This window comes from Erythrobacter sp. RANMB8 (assembly GCF_056848235.1).
Genome location: NZ_JBREHG010000013.1, coordinates 22333 through 43307, shown reverse-complemented (window position 1 = coordinate 43307; position 20975 = coordinate 22333). Strand labels below are relative to the sequence as shown.

Here is a 20975-nt window from a genome sequence, read left to right as displayed (position 1 = left end):
CCCCCTCCCCTCGGGGAGGGGGTTAGGGGATGGGGGAAGGGGCTTTCAGATCAGATCCTTCAGCGCCACTTCGGGATCGGCCAGCAGCGCCGGATCGATCCGGCCGACGCCGCTTTCCAGCAGCTTTCGCGCCTGCACATAGTCCTTCATCGTGCCCACGCAGTCGAAGGCGATCGGCTTGCCCGCCTTGAGATAGACCACAGTGAACTTCCGGCTTTCGGGATCGCCGCGCAGCACGGTCTGATCGAAGCCCAGGCTGAGGCCTGCCGTCTGGAGCTTGAGATCATACTGGTTCGACCAGAACCACGGCAGCGCGTGATAGGGCTCCTTCTCGCCCATGATCGCCTTCGCCACGGTGTTGGCCATGTCATGGGCATTCTGGACGGATTCGAGCCGGATCACGGCATTGTCGGCAAAGGGATTGGCGTGGGCCGCGCAATCGCCGATGGCATAGACATCATCGAGCGTGGTGCGGCAGCAGAAGTCCACATCCACCCCGTTCGATCCCGCCGCACCGGCCGCGATCAGCGGAGCGACGGCGGGCACGATGCCGATGCCGACCACCACCATGTCGCAGGCGACCTCCTCGCCATTGTCGAGGCGCACGCCGGTGACCTTGCCCTGCTCCTCGCCAAGCACCGCGTGAACGCCGGTTTCCAGCCGCACATCGACGCCCTGCCGGCGATGCTCTTCGGCATAGAAGGCGGACAATTCCTCGCCCGCCACCCGCGCCAGCAGGCGGGGCAGCATCTCGACCAGCACCACCTCGCAGCCGAGCTTCCTCAGCACGGCAGCCGCCTCCAGCCCGATATAGCCGCCGCCGATCACCACGGCGCGCTTCGCCCCGTCGGCGAGCGCCTGCATCATCGCGTCGGCATCGGCCTTGTCGCGGACATAGAACACCTGCGGCAGCACCGCGCCCGGCACCGGCAGGCGGCGCGGATCGCCGCCGCCCGACCAGATCAGCTTGGTATAGGTCACGCTGCCGCCATCGCTCAGGGTCAGGCGGTGGGCCTGCGGGTCGATCGCGGTCACCGCCGCGCCGAGGCGCAGGGCGATATCCTTCTCCGCCCAGAACTTTTCGGGCCGGATCATGATCCGCTCGAAGCCCTTGTCGCCCGCGAGATATTCCTTCGACAGCGGCGGGCGTTCGTAAGGCGGCGCATTGTCGCGCCCGATCATCATGATCGAGCCTTCAAAGCCCTGCTGGCGCAAGGCGATGGCGACCTGCGCGCCGCCATGGCCGGTGCCGACGATCACGACATCGGCGTGGTCGATATTGGATACTGTCATGGCGTGCCTGTGCCCCTCCGGCTGCTTGCGGGCTTTGACTTGCCGCAAAAGCCGGAGGGGTCAAGCTGGTGTTTCTGTTGCAGAGCGCCCGCTCCGCCTCCCCGCCCGGCCACCATGACATAGTGGTACTATTGGTGGCCGGGCGGGGAGGCGGGCGGGTGGTCTGCGAGCGCCTTAGCGCTCCAGCAGATTCCGCGCCTGTGCGGCGATCTGGGCGAGCATTGCGGGGCCGACCGGCGGGCGGGCCTGTGCGCGGGCGACCATGGCGCGGAACTGCGTTACGGCTCCGGCATTGCGTCCGGCCCAGTCGCCCACCGCAGCCAGCGGATCGGCTTTCCCCGCCTTGGTGCGCATCAGCCGCCGCAGGAAATCGATCCGCATCTGCTGGAAATCCCGCGCGAGGCCGGAGACCAGCAGGCGCTCCCACACATCCGAAGGCGACATATGCGCGGCGATCCCCTGCGCCCAGTCCAGCCCCAGCCGGGTGCCGGTATCGGTGAAGGCATGGGTCAGCAGCTTGGCATCGATCCCGCTGTCGAGCGAGGCCTGTGCAAGGCCCACCGCGCCATCGAAATCGAACAGGTTGGCGACCCGCGCCGCCAGACCTTGCGGGGCACCGGTCGCGATGAAGCCCTGCCGCAGCTCCATTGATCGGGCACGCGGCTCGGCGGTGAGCAATTCCTCGCGGCCTGCCACCAGCACGGCGACCCCTTGCGAAAGCGCGGCGATCATCGCCCCTGCGGACACCTTGCCCGCGGCGGTGCGCAGCACATCGCTCATCAGGTTGCCGACGGCGGCGGCGAGCCGGTCGAGCAGCGCAAGACGCGCCGCTTCGGGGATGTCCGCCTCGTCCAGATCGCGCCACAGCGCATCGAGCCCGAACAGGTTTTCGGCCACCACGAAGGCTGCTGCGACCTCGGCCAGCCCGACGCCCTCCTCCTCGGCGAGTTCGAAGGGGTGCACCATGCCGAGCCGGTTGACGATGCGGTTCGACAGGCTGGTGGCGATCATCTCGCGCCGCAGCCGGTGGCCGCGGATCTCGGCGGCATAGGTCTTGCGCATGGCGGTGGGGAAGCGGGCGATCAGCACCGGCTCCAGCACCGGATCATCGGGCAGGGCGCTGTGTTCGATCGCGTCCTGCAAGGCGAGCTTGGCCGAGGACAGCAGCACCGCCAGTTCGGGGCGGGTCAGGCCATGGCCATCGGCGGCGCGGCGCAGGAAGGTCTCGCCATCGGCCAGCCCTTCGGTGCGGCGGTCGAAATCGCTGACTTCCTCCAGCCGCTCGATCAAGCGGACATAGGCGGACGTCGCCCCCGCCCCGCCGGTTTCGGCGACCGACAGCGCCAGCGCCTGCAGGCGGTTATCCTCCAGCACGATCTGCCCGACCTCGTCGGTCATCGCCGCGAGCAGCGTGTTGCGCTTTTTCGCGCTGAGCTTGCCCGAAGCGGTGGCCGCCGCCAGCGCGATCTTGATGTTGACCTCGTTGTCGGAACAATCGACGCCGGCGGAATTGTCGATGAAGTCGGTGTTGATGCGCCCGCCAGCCAGCGAAAACGCGATGCGTCCGGCCTGGGTCACGCCGAGATTGGCACCTTCGCCGATCACCTTGGCGCGCACCTCGGTGGCATCGACGCGCAAGGCATCATTGGCCGGATCGCCGACTTCGATGTGGTTCTGCTGCGGCGCCTTGATGTAGGTGCCGATCCCGCCGAACCACAGCAGGTCGACGGGGCTGCGCAGGATCGCGGAAATCAGCGCTTCGGGCTCGATCTCTTTCGCCTCGATCCCCAGCACCTCGCGCGCCTGCTTCGACAGCTTGATCACCTTGGCGCTGCGCGGGAACACGCCGCCGCCCTTGGAAATCAGCGCCGCGTCATAATCCTCCCAGCTCGACCGCGGGAGTTCGAACATCCGCTTGCGCTCTTTCCAGCTGGCCAGCGGATCGGGCGAGGGATCGATGAAGATGTGGCGGTGATCGAAGGCGGCGACCAACCTGATCGCCTTCGACAGCAGCATCCCGTTGCCGAACACATCGCCCGACATGTCGCCGCAGCCCGCGACCGTGACCGGATCCGACTGCACGTCGATCCCCATCTCGCGGAAGTGGCGCTGCACGCTCACCCATGCGCCGCGGGCGGTGATGCCCATCGCCTTGTGGTCATAGCCGTTCGAGCCGCCGCTGGCGAAGGCATCGTCGAGCCAGAAATCGCGGCCCTGCGCGATGCCGTTGGCGATGTCGGAGAAGGTCGCGGTGCCCTTGTCGGCGGCAACCACGAAATAGGGGTCTTCCCCGTCGAGCACCTGCACCGCTTCGGGGTGAACCACCCGGCCGCCGACGATGTTGTCGGTGACCGACAGCAGCGTGCGGATGAACAATTCGTAGGACGCCCGCCCTTCCGCCGCCCAGCCTTCACGGTCGAGCGCGGGCGAGGGCAGCTGCTTGGGATAGAACCCGCCCTTGGCCCCTGTCGGCACGATCACCGCGTTCTTGACCCGCTGCGCCTTCATCAGCCCGAGGATTTCGGTGCGGAAGTCGTCGCGCCGGTCGGACCACCTGAGGCCGCCGCGCGCCACCGCGCCGGAGCGCAGGTGAATGCCCTCGACCCGCGGCGAATAGACGAAGATCTCGCGCCAGGGCACCGGTTTGGGCAGGTTCGGCACCAGCGCGGAATCGATCTTGAACGCCAGCGCCTCGGTGGAAGCCGGGGCAAAGGCGTTGGTGCGCAGCACCGCGTCGATCACCGCACGATAGAGCCGCAGCAGGCGGTCGTCATTGATCGCGGTGACTTTCGCCAGCCCCCGCGTGAAGGCGGAGACGGCGGCGGTCACGGCTTCATCGCGGTCGCCCGCAAAGGCCGGATCGTGGCGGGCGGCGAACAGCGCCACCATCGCCCGCGTTACCTGCGGCGCGGCGACCAGCGCATCGACCACGGTGTAGATGGTGTAGCTCACCCCCGTCTGGCGCAGATAGCGGTAGATCGCCCGCATCCAGTTCGCCTCTGCCGGAGCAAGCCCGGTGGCGGCGGTGAGGCGGTTGAAGGGATCATCCTCCGCCGCCCCGTTGAGCACATCGGCGAGTGCGCCTTCGATCAGCGCAGCCCGCTCCAGCAGCGCGCCCGCTTCAAGCCCGGCGGGCACGGTCAGGATGAAGTCATGGATCGAGCCGAGTTCGGGATCGGTCAGGAAGGTGGGGATTTCGGCGAGCACGCGGAACCCGAAATTCTCCAGCGCGGGCACCGCGTCCGACAGCGCGAGCTTGCCCTGCCGGACATAGACCTTGAGCCGCAGCGTATCCGCCCCGTCGCCCGTCATGCGATAGAGCCGCACCCCGCGATCCTGCATCACCGCAGCATCGGCCGGCACCAGCGGGCGCAAGCGGGCAATATCGCGCGCCGCCTCTTGCGGGCCATAGGTCAGGCGGTATCCGGTCGGGAAGGCCGGGGCATAACGGGCCGCCAGTGCAGCGGCGCGGCCTTCGTCGCCGTCACCGGCCAGATGTTCGGCCACAGCCTCGTTCCAGCCGCGCAGCAGATCGACCAGCTGCGCCTCGATCGCGGCATCATCGGGCAGCGTGTCGCAGGCGCGCACATCGATCAGGAAGCGCAGCAGCGCGAGCGTGCTGGATTCGACCTCGAGGCTCCAGTCGAGCAGCGCTGCACCCGGGGTTGCAAGCAGCATCGACTGGATCTGCATCCGCACATCGGTCGACATCTGGTCGCGCGGCAGCCAGACAAAGGCGAAGACGTGCCGCTCCAGCGTCGAACGCACCATGATGATGCGCGGACGCGGGCGGTCGATCAGCGCCATCTTGGCGGTGGCGAGATCGGCCACCCGGGCGGGGTCGAAGGCCGTCAGCAGGTCATTGGGCAGCGAGGTGAAGGCGTGCACCAGCGCCTTGCCGTTGTGCCCCGCCGGATCGAAGCCGAGCGTTTGCGTCATGCTGCTCAGCACCTTGCGAAGCACCGGCACTTCATGCGGGCGCGAGGCCAGCGCGGCGCTGGTCCACAGCCCGGCATGGATCGACAGCGCAGTAACCGCGCCCTTGCCATCGCGCTGCGGCACGATGAACAGATCGAGCGGGCTGGCGCGGTGCACACGGGCATGGACGTTGGATTTGATCGCCAGCAGCGCGGCCTGCGGATTGCGATCGAACCACGCAAAAGCGCGCTCGATCGAAACGTCGGCCAGCAGTTCGGGCGATGATGCGGTGCAGATGCCCAGCGCGTCGCCGGTTTTCCCGTCGCGGTGGCGGGTCGTATGGCCCAGCTGGGTCAGCATCCCGCCGCCAAGCCAGGCGAGCAGCGCGGCAGCTTCGGGATCGACCTGCTCCGCCAGTGCCGCATCGGCGGCCATCGCGGCCTGCATCGCCGGCCAGTCATTCACCGCAGCGTGAACGTCGCCAAGCGTCGCCTCAAGCGCCTCGGCCAGTTCGCGTCGCTGGCGGGCGTCGATGCGCGCGGTTTCGCAATAGATCAGCGATTCGCGGCGGCCCTGCTTGCCCAGCGCGGTGATCGCGCCCGCCGCATCGCGTTCCACCGCGACAACCGGGTGCAGCAGCCGGTCAATCGCAACCCCTTGTGCAGCGATCGTCGCCGCGACCGAATCGACCAGAAACGGCTTGTCGTCATTGACGATCGCGATGCGCAGGTGACGGCGGCCATCGCTGGCGGATTCGATCTGCACCAGCGCCTGCCCCGGTGCACGGGTCTGCGCGGCGGCCAGCAGCCAGGCGGCCGCTTCGTCGAGCGCGGATTTTCCGGGCGGGGCATCGCCCGGCAGCAACGAGGCTTCGAGTTGAAGGCGAAGGGCTTTGGTCAGCGCACTGTTCGGCGCTCCGGCGGCAGTCTTTGACCCCATAATCGGCTCCCGGCATCCTGCGTTTCCGGCTCACGACTCTGTAATTATATTATGCCGGATTGTTGTAATTGTGTCTGGCTGCGATACGCCTTTACACCCGTCCTGTGCAAGCGTGATGATGGCCCGCCTAAGGTTTCACCCTTGGGCGGGAATGGTCTGGCAGGCGTCCAGCGTCATCTCGAGGCTGCGGATCCTCGCCTGCGGATCGAAGGTCGCGCCGCACAGCATGATCTCGTCCGCGCCGGTGCGGGCCACGAAAGCCGCGATCTGTTCGCGCACCTGCGCCGGTGTGCCGACCGCGGCAGCCTGCCCCAGATGCGCCAGCATCGCCTGGGCATGGGGCGGCAGGGTATCGGTGTAACCGGCCACCGGCGGCGGCAGCTTGCCGGGAGTGCCGGAGCGCAAGCGCACAAAGCTTTGCTGCTGGCTCGACGCGATCAGCTGCGCCTCGCTTTCGGTTTCGGCGGCGAAGACATTCATCGCCACCATCACATGCGGCCGGCCCAGCGCTTCGGACGGCTGGAAATCGCGCCGGTAGACCGCCAGAGCGGCGTCGAGATGATCGGGCGCGAAATGCGCCGCAAAGGCATAGGGCAGGCCGAGTTTTGCGGCCAATTGCGCGCCGAACAGGCTCGATCCGAGCATCCACAATTCGCACCTGGCCCCAAGGCCGGGGGTGGCGGCAATCGGCAGATCGAGATCGCCGGTCAGCAGTGCCCGCAGCTCGACCACATCCTGCGGGAAATACTCCGCCGCCTGATGGAGGTTCTTGCGCAGGGCGCGCTGCAATTCCGGCCCCGCCCCCGGCGCGCGGCCCAGCCCGAGGTCGATCCGCCCCGGAAACAGCGCGTCCAGCGTGCCGAACTGTTCGGCGATCTGGAACGGCGTGTGGTTGGGCAGCATGATCCCGCCCGATCCGATGCGGATGCGGTTGGTGGCGTTGCCGATGTGGGCCAGCACCACCGAGGTCGCTCCGCCCGCGATCCCGTCCATCGCGTGATGTTCGGCCACCCAGAACCGGTCGCACCCCAGCGCCTCTGCCGCGCGGGCGAGACCGGTGGTGGCAGCGAAAGCCTCGGTCAGGGTGCCGCCTTCGCGCACCGGCACCAGATCGAGCACGGAAAAGCGGGTCATGGCTGCGGTTCCTCCTGCGGCGGCATAGTCTCTGCCGCCTCGCCCAGTTGCGCAAGATAGTCTTTCGCGGTCGCCGCCGCCGGGCTTTGCGGGGCGAGGTCGATCACCGATTGCCAGCTCGCCCGCGCCGCATCGTCGCGCCCGCCAAGCACGGCGATCACGCCGGCCTCCAGCCCGACATCGGGGTTTGCGGGCGCAAGGGTCACCGCAGCCTCGATCGCGGTCTGCGCTTCGGCCAGCCGCTCCATCCGCCGCAGCAGCGTGGCCTTGAGCAGCCAGCCCTCGCTGCGTTCGGGCGCGAGCGTGGTGGCGCTCTCCAGCCCGGCCAGAGCCTCTTCGCCCCGCCCCAGTGTCACCAGAGCGCGGGCGCGATCGATCGCGGCAAGCGCTTCGAGCAGCGGCGACTGTCCGGCGCGGGCATCGCTTTCGGCCAGCGCGAGCAGGCCCTCGGCCCCAGCCGCATCCCCGCCCGCCAGCGCGGCATTGCCGGCCAGCGCGGCAAAGCGGGCGCGGGTGCGCGCTTCGTCTTCGGGCGTTTCGGCGCGGGCGGCGGCAAAGGCGGCGCGGGCATCGTCCCACAGCTCCAGCGCACTCGCGGCCGTGCCGAGGCAATGGTTGGCGAGCACGCGGTCTGTGCCCGAAGTCTCGCTGCGGCGGATCTGCGCCATGGTGTGGGCGCGGGCCGGGTCTTCGTCGATCAGGTCGAAGCAGCTTTCCAGCCATGCGCTGGTGGCGTTGAGTTCGCCTTTCGCTGCCTGTTCACGCGCCAGTTGTTCACGGGTTGGCCGGTCACGCACCAGATCATCCCCCGCCATGCCCCCGCCCAGCGGATTGGGGCCAACCTGAAGCAGCAGCGCGAGAATGACCGACACTTGTGTCCTATCCGTAAAATCCGGCCACGATGGCCTTGAGAGCGGCGATGTCGCTATCCCGCGACAGGCGGTGATCGCCGTCCTCTACCAGCGTTACCTGAACATCGTCCGACCGGAGCGCCGCTTTCAGCCGCAACGAAATCTCCCACGGCACATCGGCGTCCTCTTTGCCGTGGATCAGCCGCACCGGACAGACAAGGTCGATCGGCCCTTCCAGCCGCAGGTGGCATTCGGCATCGGCAAAGAATTTCGCATGGGTCGGCGTGGGTTCGGGGCCGTAGGGGTTGGGCTCGAAGATCGTCTCGCCCGCGCGCAGCCGGGCGCGCTGTTCCTCGGAATAGCCCCAGCGGGTGAAATCGGGCGCGGGGGCAATGCCGATCAGGCCCGCGAGCCGGTGGCGGAGATGTTCGGCCACCAGCAGCATCAGCCAGCCGCCCATCGATGAACCCGCCAGCAGCACCGGCCCGCTGACATAGGATGCGACCAGCGCCAGCACCTCGTCGCGCCATTTCGACAGCATCCCGTCGGCAAAATCGCCCGCGCTCTGGCCGCAGCCCGAATAGTCCAGCAGCAGGCAGGCGCGGCCCTGTGCCTGCGCTTCGTCAAACAGTGCGGTCGCCTTGCTGCCGCTCATGTCGGACATGTAGCCGGGCAGGAACACAAGGGTCGGCCCCGTGCCGTGGGTGTAGCGGAAGGCGATGCGGCGGCCATCGTAAAGGGTGTGGTGCAGAATATCGCTCATGCCGCTTCCATGCCTTGCGCGAGGCCTCAAAGGCAACCATTGTCCGCCCCGCGACTGTCACAGCAGCGCAACGGGAGAGGTTTAGCAGCGCCGCCATGATCAAAACCGACAGCATTCCCCAGCCCGCCGCATCGCCCGCCGCGCTGACCCGCCGCAATGTCTTCACCCTTGCCGGAGCCTCCGCCGCGCTCGCCGCGACACCGCTGGCCGCGCGCAGTTTCGGCAGCGGCTTCACCCACAATGTCGCCAGCGGAGAGCCTTCGGCCACCTCGGTTCTGCTGTGGACGCGCTTTGTCGCGGATCAGGACACCACGCTGGTTTGGACCGTCTCCGAAACTCCGGATCTTCTCGCCAAGCCTGTCGCGCAGGGTAATGTGAAGGCCTCCGCCGAGCGTGACTGGTGCGCAAAGGCGTTGGCCACGGGTCTCGTCCCCGATCGCTGGTATTATTACTATTTCACCGCCCCCAACGGCACCACCTCACCCATAGGCCGCACCCGCACCCTGCCGCAGGGGCCGACCGCCCGCTTCCGCATGGCGGTGTTCTCCTGCTCGAACTACGGCTTCGGCTGGTTCAACGCCTATGGCCACGCGGCAGAGGCCAATGACGCCGATCTCGCGGTGCATCTGGGCGATTACATCTACGAATATGGCGCCGACAATTACCCCAATCCGGGGCAGGGCGTGGCCGAGCGCGTGCTTGCGCCGCAGACCGAAATCGTCGCGCTGACCGATTACCGCCTGCGCTATGCCACCTACCGCGCCGATCCCGATTGCCAGCGGCTGCATCAGGTGCTGCCGATGATCGCGGTGTGGGACGATCACGAAAGCGCGAATGACAGCTGGAAGGACGGCGCGCAGAACCACCAGAGCGAAACCGAAGGCGAATGGTCGGTGCGCAAGGCTGCCGCCAAGCAGGCCTACCGCGAATGGATGCCGGTGTCGGACGCGCCCTATGCCGCCTATCAGGTCGGCGATCTGGCGACGCTGTTCCGGCTCGACACCCGGCTGGAAGGGCGCGACCAGCAGCTTGATCTGGGCGCGGTTCTCAAGGGCCAGACCAATCCGCAGGGCGCGATGGAGGCACTGGCGAAGTTCAAGGACGGCGCATGGGCCGATCCTGCGCGCCAGATGCTGGGCGCGGCGCAGGAAGACTGGCTGGCACAGGGCCTCGCCGCCTCCACCGCCAGCGGCACGGCCTGGCAGGTGCTGGTGCAGCAGGTGCTGATCGGCAATCTCAGGACCCCGGCGAGCCTTGCCGACCAGCTGGGCAGCCAATTGTCCGATTTTGTCCGCCAGCGCCTGACCGCCGCGGTGATGGCAAGCGAGGTCGGTCTGCCATCCAACATGGATGCGTGGGACGGCTATCCCGCCGCGCGCGAGCGGCTGTTCGCCTCGGCGCTGAATGCCAATGCCAATCTGCTGGTGCTGGCGGGCGACACCCACAATGGCTGGGCGTTCGAACTGGGTCATCAGGGGGCGAAGGTCGGCGTGGAGCTGGGCGTATGTTCGGTCAGCTCGCCGGGGTTCGAGGCCTATCTGTCCTTCATCCCGCCCGCCAACCTTGCCGATGCGCTGGTGGGCGCCAACGCCCAGCTCAAATGGGCCGATACCGCGCAGCGCGGCTACATGGTGGTCGAACTCACCCCGACGCAGGCGGTAACCGAATACCGCTTCACCGGCGGGGTGAAGCAGCGTTCGGCGAGGCTCGCGGGGACAAAGCGGATCACGACCGCGAAGGGTTCGGGCAAACTCGAGGTTTAGTCCCGGCTGAAAATCGCCTCGATCGGCAGGCCGAACACCTCGGCGATGGTGAAGGCGAGCGGGAGCGATGGGTCGTAGCGGCCGGTCTCGATCGCGTTGACGCTCTGGCGCGAGACGCCCAGCCGCTCGGCGAGATCCTGCTGCGACCAGTTGCGCTCGGCGCGCAGCACCTTGAGGCGGTTGTTCATTCGCCGCGCACCTTCATCCAGAGCTGGGCGACACCGAGTCCCGCCGCCCATACCGGCAGCACCCACCATGCCCAGATGTGCGGAACGAGTTCGAACATCTCCAGAAAGCCCCAGAAGATGCCGATGGCGAGCACCGCGCCAAGGCTCATAAGCGCCGCGCGCACCGTGCGATAACGCAGGTATTCATCCTGCTCCTCGACCAGATAGCGGCCCATCGCCCAGATCATCGCGAAGGTCGGGATGGTTGGCAGCAGAGCGATGGCGAAGACCACCGGACCTGACAGCTCGTAGGCGTTCCACAGCGCGATCGCGATGCCAAGGCCAAGCACATAGCCGAAGGACGCGGCGAGGAAGCGCCGGTTATAACGGACCATGACAGGGCTGGCGCAGTGAACCCGCTCACCCGCTCGCACCAATGGGACCAGCAGGCCCATCGCTCCGAAAAACAGGATCAGGGCGACGGTCCCCGTAACCGCATCGGTCAGCTTGAGCGCGGCGATGATGGCGGACGAAGCGAAATAGAGCCCCGCCCAGAACCACGGGCCGCGTCCGGGAGACGTTTCGGCTTTGGTCATCGCTCAGCACCCCCGCCCGGCGCAGTCGTTGCGACGGCGCAGGATGACAAGCGGCACCACCGCCAGCGGCACCATCTGCGCCACGCTTTCGGGGATGATGTCGAACACCGCCAGCAAGGCGACGGCAATGGCAGCCGCGCCGATCAGCAGGGCGTAGCGGGTGTCGGTCATGGAAAGCTCCTTTTTCATAATGGCAAGGATGCTTTACATCGTCGTCGTCCGATGTGTCAAGTTCGCTTTCCATTAACCCCGACACAGGTTGCGCGTGACTCGGCAAGCATCGCCGTTTAAAAGGCGCCCCATGGCCATGCTGCTGACCACGACCGCCACTACCACCACCCGGACTATCCGGGGGCGGGGGGCTGTGCGTTAGGCACGCAGCCCGCCGCCCGGATCGGGGCGGCGCGGTGTTCTCCCCGAACCGGTAACTCGCAACACCGCTCTTCCGGTGCGCTCCAGCTTGGCCTAAGGCGCGCCAAACCACACGGATTTGCGACGATGACCGAACTGCTCAAGATCAGCCTTCCCGATGGCTCGGTGCGCGAAGTGCCCGCCGGGAGCACCCCTGCCGATATCGCCGCCGCGATCGGCCCCGGCCTTGCCAAGGCGGCGCTGGCAGCCCGCGTCAACGGCGAACTGCGCGACCTTGGCCGACCCTTCGAGGGCGATGCCGAACTCGCGCTGGTCACCGCCCGCGACGAGGCCGATGCGCTCGAACTCGCCCGGCACGATTATGCCCACGTGCTCGCCGAAGCGGTGCAATCGCTGTTCCCCGGCACGCAGATCACCTTCGGCCCGGCGACCGACGACGGCTTCTATTACGACGTGAAGGCCCCCGACACGCGCGAGCCGTTCTCGATGGACGATCTTCCCGCCATCGAGGAGGAAATGCGCCGCATCATCCGCGCCGACAAGCCGCTGCGCCGCGAAGTCTGGAGCCGCGAGGCGCTGATCGCCAAGTGGTCGTCCGAGGGTGAGGTCTTCAAGGCCGAATGGGCCAAGGAACTGCCCGAGGGCGAGGAGCTGACGGTCTATTGGTCGGGCAACGACTGGCTCGACATGTGCCGCGGCCCGCACCTGCCGAGCACCGGCAAGCTTGATCCCGATGCTTTCAAGCTCATGCGCGTCGCCGGGGCCTATTGGCGCGGGGACCAGAACAATGCCCAGCTGACGCGCATCTACGGCACCGGCTGGCTCAACAAGAAGCAGCTCCAGGCGCATCTCACGCGCCTTGAGGAAGCCGCCAAGCGCGATCACCGCAAGCTGGGCCGCGAGATGGACCTGTTCCACTTGCAGGAAGAGGCCCACGGCTCTGTCTTCTGGCACCCCAAGGGCTACCGCATCTGGCGCGAGCTTGAGGCCTATATGCGCCGCAAGATGGACGGCGGCGGCTACCGCGAGATCAAGACCCCGCAGCTGATGGACGTGCGCCAGTGGACCCAGTCGGGCCACTGGGGCAAGTACGCGCAGAACATGTTCGCCGTCCCCGACATCGTGCCCGATGTGGACGAGGAATCAGGCGTCGCCTCCCCCAAGGTCGCGGATGACGCCGCGTGGATGGCGATCAAGCCGATGAACTGCCCCGCGCATGTGATGGTCTTCAAGCAGGGCATCACCTCTTACCGCGATCTCCCCATCCGGCTGGGCGAAATGGGCTGCTGCCACCGCAACGAACCCCACGGCGCATTGCATGGCCTGATGCGCGTGCGCCAGTTCACGCAGGACGATGCGCATATCTTCTGCACCGAAGGGCAGGTCGTCAGCGAAGTGCAGGCCTTCATCGCGCTGGCAGATTCGGTCTATCGCGACTTCGGCTTCACCTATGACATCAAGCTCGCGCTGCGCCCCGAAAAGCGCTTCGGCAGCGAGGCGGATTGGGACAAGGCCGAGCAGGAACTGCGCGATGCACTGACCGCCAACGGCCTCGAATGGGAAGAACTCCCCGGCGAAGGCGCCTTCTATGCCCCCAAGCTCGAATGGCACCTCACCGACGCGATCGGGCGCACCTGGCAGGTCGGCACGATCCAGTCGGACCGGGTGCTGCCCGAGCGGCTCGATGCGCACTACATCGGCGAGGATGGCGACAAGCACCGCCCGGTGATGCTGCACCGCGCGATCTTCGGGAGCTATGAACGCTTCATCGGCATCCTGATCGAACACTTCGCCGGACGCCTGCCCGCATGGCTCGCCCCGGTGCAGGCGGTGGTGGCGACCATCGTTTCTGACGCGGACGATTACGCCCGCGATGTCGCGTCGCAGCTGACCGCGGCGGGCATTCGCGTGGAGACCGACACCCGCAACGAGAAGATCAACTACAAGGTGCGCGAACACTCGCTCGCCAAGGTTCCGCACCTGCTGGTGGTCGGCAAGCGCGAGGCCGAGGAAGGCACCGTCGCGGTCCGCACGCTGGGCGCGGAGCACCAGAAGGTGATGCCGCTGGCCGAGGCCATCGCCATGCTGAAGAGCGAGGGCACGCCGCCCGATCTGGCGTAACGACACTCGTCCGTTCGTGTCGAGCGAAGTCGAGACACGGGTGCGCGGCATCTCGACTTCGCTCGATGCGAACGGAGAATGAACGTGTTCGACAGTTTCACGGCTGCGCAAATCGCCTTTGCGCTCGCGGCCGCGCTAGGCTCGGCCTTTGTGCGCGGGCTGACCGGCTTTGGCATGGCGATCCTGCTGGTGCCGGTGCTGGCGCTGGCGCTGCCCCCGGTCGAGGCGGTGGTGCTGACCAATGCGCTGTCGCTGATGATCGGCGCGACCGAGATCCGCAGCCTCGTGCGCGATGCGGAAAAGAGCGCCTGGGCCATCGGGGCGCTGGTGGTGGTGACAACCCCGCTGGGCCTCTACGCGCTGTCGCTGACGGGCAAGGACGTGGCGCGGCTGGTGATTGCGCTGATCGCGCTCTCGGCCTTTGTCGCGATCCTGCTGCCGAAGCGCGGCGAGGGCGCGCCGGGGCGGCTGGCGACCGGCGGCGTCGGGGTGCTGAGCGGGCTGATGACCGGCTATGCCGGGATGCCGGGGCCGCCGGTGGTGCCGTTCTACGCCGGACGCACCTTGCCGCGCACGACGATCAAGGCCTCGATGCAGCTGATCTTCACGATTGCCGCGAGCGCGGGGCTGGCGAGCGCGACATGGCTCGGCATTCTGCGCTGGGAGCTCATCGCCTTCGCGCTGGTGATGCTGCCGATGATCATCGCCGGCAACCGGCTCGGCGCACGCGTATCGGGACGGGTGAGCGATCCGGTGTGGCGCGGGTTTGTGGGGCTGGTGCTGGGCGGCGCGGCAGCGGCGGCTGTGGCGCGGCTGATCTAGTTCAGAACGGCAGCGCCTGCCCGGCAAGGATCAGCGCAGCCGCGCAGCCAAGCACGATCATGCGCCGCGCGAGGTCGAGCGAATCGATGCGGGTTGCAGAGGCAAGCGGCAGGGCGAGAGCGAGAGCGCGGTCCATAGCCGCCACTCTCGCCCCAATTCCCTAACGAAGCGTTAACTTGCTCAGGCGAGCGAGGGCATCTGCTGGCTGGCGCAGTGGAAGCCGCCGCCGCCCGCCAGCACTGCCTCTCCAGGAAGGCCGAGGCACTCGCGGTCGGGGAACAGCGCGGCGATGGCCGCGACGCCGTCGGCATCGTGGGGGGAGCCAAAGGTCGGCACCACCACAAGGTGCGAGGTGATCGCGAAATTCACATAGCTCGCCGGTTCGATCACCCCGTCACGCATGATCAGCCCGGGCGAGGGGATGCGCACCACCTCGACCCCGGCGGCCTCGGCCCGCGCCGTGGCATCGGCATAGATCGCGGCGTTGGGGTCATCCTTGCCGGTCGCCTCTGGCACCACCAGCCGGTTCGGGCCGACAAAGCGCGCAAGGTTATCGACATGGCCATCGGTGTGATCGTTGATCAACCCGTCGCCGAGCCACAGCACGCGGGTGAAACCGAGCTGGGCGGCCAGTTCCGCCTCGATCCCGACGCGGGTCATGTGCGGGTTGCGGTTGGGATTGAGCAGGCATTGTTCGGTCGTCGCAACCAGCCCGGTCCCGTCACCATCCACCGCCCCGCCTTCGAGGATCATCGGCGTGTGCGTCACCGCGAGGCCCGCATCGCGTGCGATAGCCTCCCCGATCTCCTGATCGCCGGGCATCAGATACTTCCCGCCCCAGCCATTGAAGCCGAACCGCCGCGCCACGCGGGTGCCATCGCCCGACACCACCAGCGGGCCGGTATCGCGCAGCCACACATCGCCATAGACGCGGCGTTCCAGCACCACCTTGCTGCTGACGAGCGACCGCGCGCGGGCTTCGTTGGCCTCGTCACGCACCAGCAGGCGCACCTGTTGCCCGCTTTCGGCGACGGCAGAGGCGAAGGCCGCCATCTGCTCCTGCGCCGGTTCGAGCCAGCCGGGCCATTCTTCCGCCAGATGCGGAAAACCGATCCACAGCCAGTCCTGAGGCGCCCATTCGGGCGGCATGATCATTGCCATGATGCGCCTCAGCAGCCCTTGTCGCTGGCCTTGCAGGCCTCGTCCCGCACGGCGCGGAATTCGTCACCGTCGTTCCAGTTGGGCCAGCTGGTGCTCATCGCCATCATCCGGCCGAGGCGGAAATAGAGTTGCAGGTCGGCCATCACGCCCGACCAGTCCCAGCTCTCGTCATATTCGTCCTTGGGGCCGTGATAGCGGTTGTCGGTGTAATCCTTCGCCACCGCCTCGCCCGCGGCGCGGCCGCCTTCGATCAGGTCCTGCCCGCCATCGATGTAGAGCATCGGCACGCCGAGCTTGGCGAGCGCGAAGTGATCGGAACGGTAGTAATAGCCCGCTTCGGGCTTGGGATCGGGCGTCACCGTGCGGCCATCGGCCTGGAGCGCGGCGTCCAGAAACCGGTCGAGCGCCGACTTGCCGAAGCCGACTGCGGTCACATCCCTGGCCGGGCCTGCCAGTTGCAGCGCATCCATGTTCACCCCGCCCACGGTCTGCGCCAGCGGATAGACCGGGTTTTCGGCATAATACTTTGCACCGAGCAGGCCCGATTCCTCCGCCGTCACCGCCAGAAACACCAGGCTGCGGCGCGGCGGGCCGGCCTTGGCGTGGGCTTCGGCCAGCGCGACCAGCGCGGCGGTGCCGGTGGCATTGTCGATCGCGCCGTTGCAGATGTCGTCACCATCGGGCGCGGGGGTGCAGCGGCCAAGGTGATCCCAGTGCGCGGTGTGCAGCACATATTCGTCCGGTGCCTCGCTGCCCGGCAGGATGCCGATGATGTTGTGCGAGGTGAAGCTGCGGAAGGTGCTGGCAAAGCGGGTCGATGCCTTGAGCGGCAGCGGCACCGGCTTGAAGCCCTTCATCTGCGCCGCCTTGGTCAGCGCGTCCAGATCCTGTCCGGCCGCCTTGAGCAGCCGCCTCGCCGCGTCCTCGGTCACCCAGCCGTTCATCTGCGTCAGCGGCGGAGCGTTCTCCCCGCGCTGGGCATAGGCCTGCGGGCCGGTCCACGAGCTTTCGACCACGTTCCAGCCATAGGCGGCAGGTTCGGTCTGGTGAACGATCAGCGCCGCTGCCGCACCCTGACGGGCGGCCTCTTCATACTTGTAGGTCCAGCGCCCGTAATAGGTCATCGCCTTGCCGCCGAAGGTGCCTTCAAGCCCGTCGGTCTGCCAGTCGGGATCATTGACGAGGATCACCACCGTCTTGCCCTTCACATCGACCCCGGCATAATCGTTCCAGCCGCGTTCGGGGGCGTTGATGCCATAGCCGACGAACACCAGATCGCTGCCGGCGATGGTGGTGGCGGCATCCTCGCGATAGGTGACGCCGACCCAGTCCTTGGCGAAATCGAGCGACAGGCTGGTGCCTTCGCCGCTGATCGTGAGCGGGGCGTAATCCTTGCCGGTGATCTCCACCAGCGGCACTTCCTGCACCCAGCTGTCGCCATTGCCGGGCTTGAGGCCCGCCGCCTTGAAGCGTTCCACCATCAGGGCGATGGTCTTTTCCTCGCCGATGCTGCCCGGCATCCGGCCTTCGAATTCGTCGCTGGCGAGCAGACGGGTGACATCCTTGATCGTGGCGTCGGAGATGTCCCCCGCCGCGACTTCGGGAATGTCGAGCGCGTCGCCCGTGCCGCCCATGCCCGGCAGGCTGTCACACGCGGCCAGTGCCAGCGCGGCGGCGACCAGCGCGCCGAGTGCGGAATGTTGGAATGCCATGGCGGTATCTCTCCCCGAAAATCGCAAAGCCGTGCGCTTCCCTTGCAGAGCAGCGCGGCAGGCGCAAGCCAAGCGGCCCCTTGCGGCGCAGGCGCACCAGCGCCACAGAGGCAGTCGATGGGAGAGAACCTGACAGCCGACTGGAACAGCGCGCTGCACCGCGCACGCACCCATGCGCCGTTTCTGGCGCGGGCGCTGGAGCGTCAGCCCGATCTTGCCGCGCTGCTGGCAGCGGGTGACGGCGAGGGAGCGCTGGTGTGGGCGCGGGCGCAGGCGGCGCACCCCGATCCCGAAGTGGCCCTGCGGCGCGAGCGGCTGGCGCTCGCCGCAGCGCTGGCAGTGGGCGATCTGGCAGGCGCATTTGCGCTGACGCAGGTGGTGGGCGAACTCACCGCCTTTGCCGACCGCGCCCTCGACCGGGCGATCCGCACCGCGATTGCCGAACGCTGCGGCGAGGAATCCGCTGCCGGCTTCATCGCGCTGGCGCTGGGCAAGCAGGGGGCGGGCGAGCTCAACTATTCATCCGACATCGACCCGATCCTGCTGTTCGACCGCGACCGCCTGCCCCGCCGCGCCAGCGACGATCCGGGCGATGCCGCGCAACGCTATGCCCGCCGTGTGGTCGCGCTGCTTTCGTCGAGCACGGCGGATGGCTATGCGCTGCGGGTCGATCTCAGGCTGCGCCCGGCCAGCGAGGTCAGCCCGCTGGCCGTGCCGGTCGGCGCGGCGCTGGCGCATTATCAGGGCGCAGCGCTGGCGTGGGAGCGCGCCGCCTTCACCCGCGCCCGTGCGGCAGCAGGCGACATCGCGGCAGGGGAGGATTTCCTCGCCCAGATCCGCCCCTTTGTGTGGCGCGGGCAGCTCGATTTCGGCGCGATCGAGGAAATCCGCGCTCTCACCCAGCGCATTCGTGACAGCCATGAAGGCCCGCCGCAGCCCGGCCCCGGTTTCGACGTGAAGCGCGGGCGCGGCGGCATCCGCGAGATCGAATTCTACGCCCAGACCCATCAGCTGATCCACGGCGGGCGCGATGCATCGCTGCGGGTGCGCGGCACGCGGGCGGCGCTCGATGCGCTGGCGGCGGCCGGCTGGATCGCCGCCGAAAATGCGCAGGTCCTCGGTGAAGGCTACGACCGGCTGCGGCAGGTGGAACACCGCCTCCAGATGGTCCACGACCGCCAGACCCATGCCCTGCCCGATGCCGCGGCGCTCGATAATGTCGCGCAGCTTGACGGGCTGGCCGATGGCGCGGCGCTGGTGGCGGAGCTGACCGCGCTCACCGACCGGACCGGGACCATCTACGAGGAACTGATCGGCGCAAGACGCACGGCGCAGGTGCCGGTGGCCATGCCGGTCAGCGCGCTGGCGCACAGCCTTGCCCAATGGGGCTTTGCCGAGCCCGATACCCTTGCCGAGCGGATCGAGACCTGGCGCGACGGGCGGCACGCGGCGATCCGCTCCCCGCAGGCGGTGGCGGCGTGGGACCGGCTGGCGCCCGCACTGCTTCAGGCGATCGCGCAGAGCGACGATCCGATGCGCGCCATCACCCGCTGGGAACGCATCATTGAAAGCGTGCCGAGCCTGATCACCACCTTCCGCCTGCTCGATGCGCGGCCCGATCTGATCCGCCGGCTGGTGGCCGCGCTGACCCTCACCCCGGTGCTGGCCGACGAGTTGGCGCGCAAGCCCGAACGGCTCGACACCCTGATCGATCGCGACGCGCTCGAACTGCCGGGGGATGTGCCTGCGATCATGGCGCGGATGCGCGGGGCGGCGGCGCGGGACGATTACGAGGCGCTGCTCGATGCGATCCGCGTGATCACCGGCGAAATCCGCTTCGCGCTGGGCATCCAGCTGATCGAAGGGCTGGCCGATCCGCTCGCCATCGCCCGCGCCCTGTCGCGCACCGCCGAAGCCGCGCTGACGCTGGCGGCGGAAGCAACCGTCGCGGAATTTGCCACCAAGCACGGGCGGATTGCAGAGAGCGAGCTGCTGATCCTCGGCCTCGGGCGGCTGGGCGGCGGGGCGCTGACCCATGCCAGCGATCTCGATATCGTCTACCTCTTCACCGGCGATTTTTCCGCGCAATCGGACGGGCCAAGGCCGCTAGGCGGGACGGTCTATTACAACCGCCTCGCCAGCCGGGTCAGCGCCGCGCTGTCGGTGCCGACCGCGCAGGGCGCGCTCTACGAGGTCGATACGCGGCTGCGGCCGCAGGGCAATCAGGGCCCGCTGGCGGTCAGCTGCGAGGCTTTCGGCAAATACCAGCGCGAGGCGGCGTGGACGTGGGAGCATATGGCGCTGGCGCGGGCGCGGGTGCTCTATGGCTCCCCGCCGGCGCGGGCGCAGCTGGAGGCGGTGCTGGCCGAAGTGCTCCACGCGCCCCGTAACAAGGCAGCCCTGCGCGAGGCGGTGCTGGGGATGCGGGCGGAGATGGCGCGGCACAAGCCGCAGGCCGGGCCGGTCGATGCCAAGCTGGCACGCGGCGGGCTGGTCGATATCGAATTCCTCGTCCACTACCTGCAACTGAAGGGCGAGGCAGCCGATGGCGCGCCGCTCGCGGCCGCTGCACCCCGCGCGCTCGATCCCGATCTGACTGTCGCGCTGGCAGGCCTTGCCGAGGCAGGGCTGCTCCCCGCCAGCCTCGCCGGACCCCATGCGCTGATGAGCCGGATGCTCGTCGCCGGACGCCTGCTTGCCCCTGACGGGCGCGAACCGCCGCCTTCGGGCGCGAAGACACTGGCGCGGGCGTGCGGGCATGAAAGCTACGACGCGCTGCTCGCAGCCTTCGCTGCGGCCCGCGGCGAGGTGGCGCAGGCGTGGAAACAAATCCTCGGGACAGACATTCTCGCAAGCGAACAGGAGAACCCCGCATGAGCAAATTCCCCACCCTTGGCGACGCCATCCCCGATATCGCCATGGAAACCCCCGAAGGCGGAAGTGTGAAGCCTTCGGACTTTGCCGGATCGAAGCTGGTGATCTTCTTCTATCCCAAGGACGACACCCCCGGCTGCACCACCGAGAACAAGGATTTCTCCGCGCTGAAGGACCAGTTCGAAGCGGCGGGAACGAAGCTGCTCGGGGTCAGCAAGGACCCGGCGAAAAAGCACGCGAAGTTCATCGCCAAGCACGGCCTCACCGCGCCGCTCGCCACCGACGCGGAGGAAGGCGGCCTCAGCGACGCGCTGGGCGTGTGGGCGGAAAAGCAGATGTACGGCAAGACCTACATGGGCATGGTCCGTGCCACCTATCTGGTCGATGCCGACGGGAAAATCGCGCGCATCTGGGACAAGGTGAAGGTCGCCGGGCACGCCGAAGAGGTGCTGGCGGCGGCCCAAGCCCTCTGACAGCGCCGCTTTGATC

Annotated in this window: 16 protein-coding genes; 5 read left to right on the top strand and 11 right to left on the bottom strand. The window is 67.8% G+C overall.

Annotated elements, in window-relative coordinates; translation table 11 throughout:
* Nucleotides 1-45 precede the first annotated feature (45 nt).
* The 5 genes from ACU0AG_RS13425 to ACU0AG_RS13405 all read right to left on the bottom strand — a co-directional run bounded on the left by ACU0AG_RS13425 (nt 46) and on the right by ACU0AG_RS13405 (nt 8898).
* Nucleotides 46-1293, bottom strand: coding sequence for an NAD(P)/FAD-dependent oxidoreductase (locus ACU0AG_RS13425; protein ID WP_482782784.1), 1248 nt, complete (start codon nt 1291-1293; stop codon nt 46-48).
* A 174-nt stretch (nt 1294-1467) separates the two neighbouring features.
* Nucleotides 1468-6150 (bottom strand): NAD-glutamate dehydrogenase, encoded by a 4683-nt coding sequence (locus tag ACU0AG_RS13420; RefSeq protein WP_482782783.1) that lies wholly within the window; start codon nt 6148-6150, stop codon nt 1468-1470.
* Nucleotides 6151-6285: 135 nt separating this feature from the next.
* Entirely contained in the window at nt 6286-7284 is a 999-nt protein-coding gene (locus ACU0AG_RS13415) for an LLM class flavin-dependent oxidoreductase (RefSeq protein ID WP_482782782.1), read from the bottom strand.
* The gene (locus ACU0AG_RS13410) at nt 7281-8156 is read right to left on the bottom strand and encodes a tetratricopeptide repeat protein (RefSeq protein WP_482782781.1); all 876 of its coding nucleotides are present in this window, start codon (nt 8154-8156) and stop codon (nt 7281-7283) included. Before ACU0AG_RS13410 ends, ACU0AG_RS13415 begins: the two co-directional genes overlap by 4 nt.
* 7 nt (nt 8157-8163) lie before the next feature.
* On the bottom strand, nt 8164-8898 hold the full coding sequence (locus tag ACU0AG_RS13405; protein ID WP_482782780.1) for an alpha/beta hydrolase family protein: 735 nt from the start codon (nt 8896-8898) through the stop codon (nt 8164-8166).
* A 95-nt stretch (nt 8899-8993) separates the two neighbouring features.
* Here ACU0AG_RS13405 and ACU0AG_RS13400 point away from each other — a divergent pair, with 95 nt between their 5' ends.
* Nucleotides 8994-10661 (top strand): alkaline phosphatase D family protein, encoded by a 1668-nt coding sequence (locus tag ACU0AG_RS13400; RefSeq protein WP_482782779.1) that lies wholly within the window; start codon nt 8994-8996, stop codon nt 10659-10661.
* On the opposite strand, the gene ACU0AG_RS13395 is transcribed toward ACU0AG_RS13400, so the two are convergent.
* The 3 genes from ACU0AG_RS13395 to ACU0AG_RS13385 are packed head-to-tail and all read right to left on the bottom strand — an operon-like array spanning nt 10658 to nt 11595.
* Nucleotides 10658-10849: a helix-turn-helix transcriptional regulator gene (locus ACU0AG_RS13395; RefSeq protein WP_482782778.1), complete on the bottom strand. Its 192-nt coding sequence runs from the start codon at nt 10847-10849 to the stop codon at nt 10658-10660. The genes ACU0AG_RS13400 and ACU0AG_RS13395 overlap by 4 nt on opposite strands.
* Nucleotides 10846-11424 carry a hypothetical protein gene (locus tag ACU0AG_RS13390; RefSeq protein WP_482782777.1) on the bottom strand — a complete coding sequence of 193 codons (579 nt, stop codon included), beginning with the start codon at nt 11422-11424 and terminating at the stop codon, nt 10846-10848. The genes ACU0AG_RS13395 and ACU0AG_RS13390 overlap by 4 nt, the downstream gene beginning before the upstream one ends.
* 3 nt (nt 11425-11427) lie before the next feature.
* Entirely contained in the window at nt 11428-11595 is a 168-nt protein-coding gene (locus ACU0AG_RS13385) for a hypothetical protein (protein WP_482782776.1), read from the bottom strand.
* Nucleotides 11596-11922: 327 nt separating this feature from the next.
* Between ACU0AG_RS13385 and thrS the strand changes: the two genes are divergently transcribed.
* Nucleotides 11923-13917 (top strand): threonine--tRNA ligase, encoded by a 1995-nt coding sequence (thrS, locus tag ACU0AG_RS13380; protein ID WP_482782775.1) that lies wholly within the window; start codon nt 11923-11925, stop codon nt 13915-13917.
* Nucleotides 13918-13995: 78 nt separating this feature from the next.
* Nucleotides 13996-14739 (top strand): TSUP family transporter, encoded by a 744-nt coding sequence (locus tag ACU0AG_RS13375; RefSeq protein ID WP_482782774.1) that lies wholly within the window; start codon nt 13996-13998, stop codon nt 14737-14739.
* Nucleotide 14740: 1 nt separating this feature from the next.
* On the opposite strand, the gene ACU0AG_RS13370 is transcribed toward ACU0AG_RS13375, so the two are convergent.
* Genes ACU0AG_RS13370 through ACU0AG_RS13360 form a run of 3 tightly spaced genes read right to left on the bottom strand, consistent with a single transcriptional unit; the run spans nt 14741 to nt 17612 of the window.
* Nucleotides 14741-14875, bottom strand: a complete 135-nt coding sequence (locus ACU0AG_RS13370; RefSeq protein WP_482782773.1) for a hypothetical protein — start codon at nt 14873-14875, stop codon at nt 14741-14743.
* A gap of 44 nt (nt 14876-14919) precedes the next feature.
* Nucleotides 14920-15900, bottom strand: coding sequence for an agmatine deiminase family protein (locus ACU0AG_RS13365; RefSeq protein WP_482782772.1), 981 nt, complete (start codon nt 15898-15900; stop codon nt 14920-14922).
* 8 nt (nt 15901-15908) lie between these two features.
* A complete protein-coding gene (locus tag ACU0AG_RS13360; RefSeq protein WP_482782771.1) occupies nt 15909-17612 on the bottom strand; it encodes a M28 family metallopeptidase in 1704 nt (567 codons plus the stop codon).
* A 117-nt stretch (nt 17613-17729) separates the two neighbouring features.
* Here ACU0AG_RS13360 and glnE point away from each other — a divergent pair, with 117 nt between their 5' ends.
* Both glnE and ACU0AG_RS13350 read left to right on the top strand, forming a co-directional pair.
* Nucleotides 17730-20489, top strand: a complete 2760-nt coding sequence (gene glnE, locus ACU0AG_RS13355) for a bifunctional [glutamate--ammonia ligase]-adenylyl-L-tyrosine phosphorylase/[glutamate--ammonia-ligase] adenylyltransferase (RefSeq protein ID WP_482782770.1) — start codon at nt 17730-17732, stop codon at nt 20487-20489.
* The gene (locus tag ACU0AG_RS13350; RefSeq protein WP_482782769.1) at nt 20486-20959 is read left to right on the top strand and encodes a peroxiredoxin; all 474 of its coding nucleotides are present in this window, start codon (nt 20486-20488) and stop codon (nt 20957-20959) included. The genes glnE and ACU0AG_RS13350 overlap by 4 nt, the downstream gene beginning before the upstream one ends.
* Nucleotides 20960-20975 lie beyond the last annotated feature (16 nt).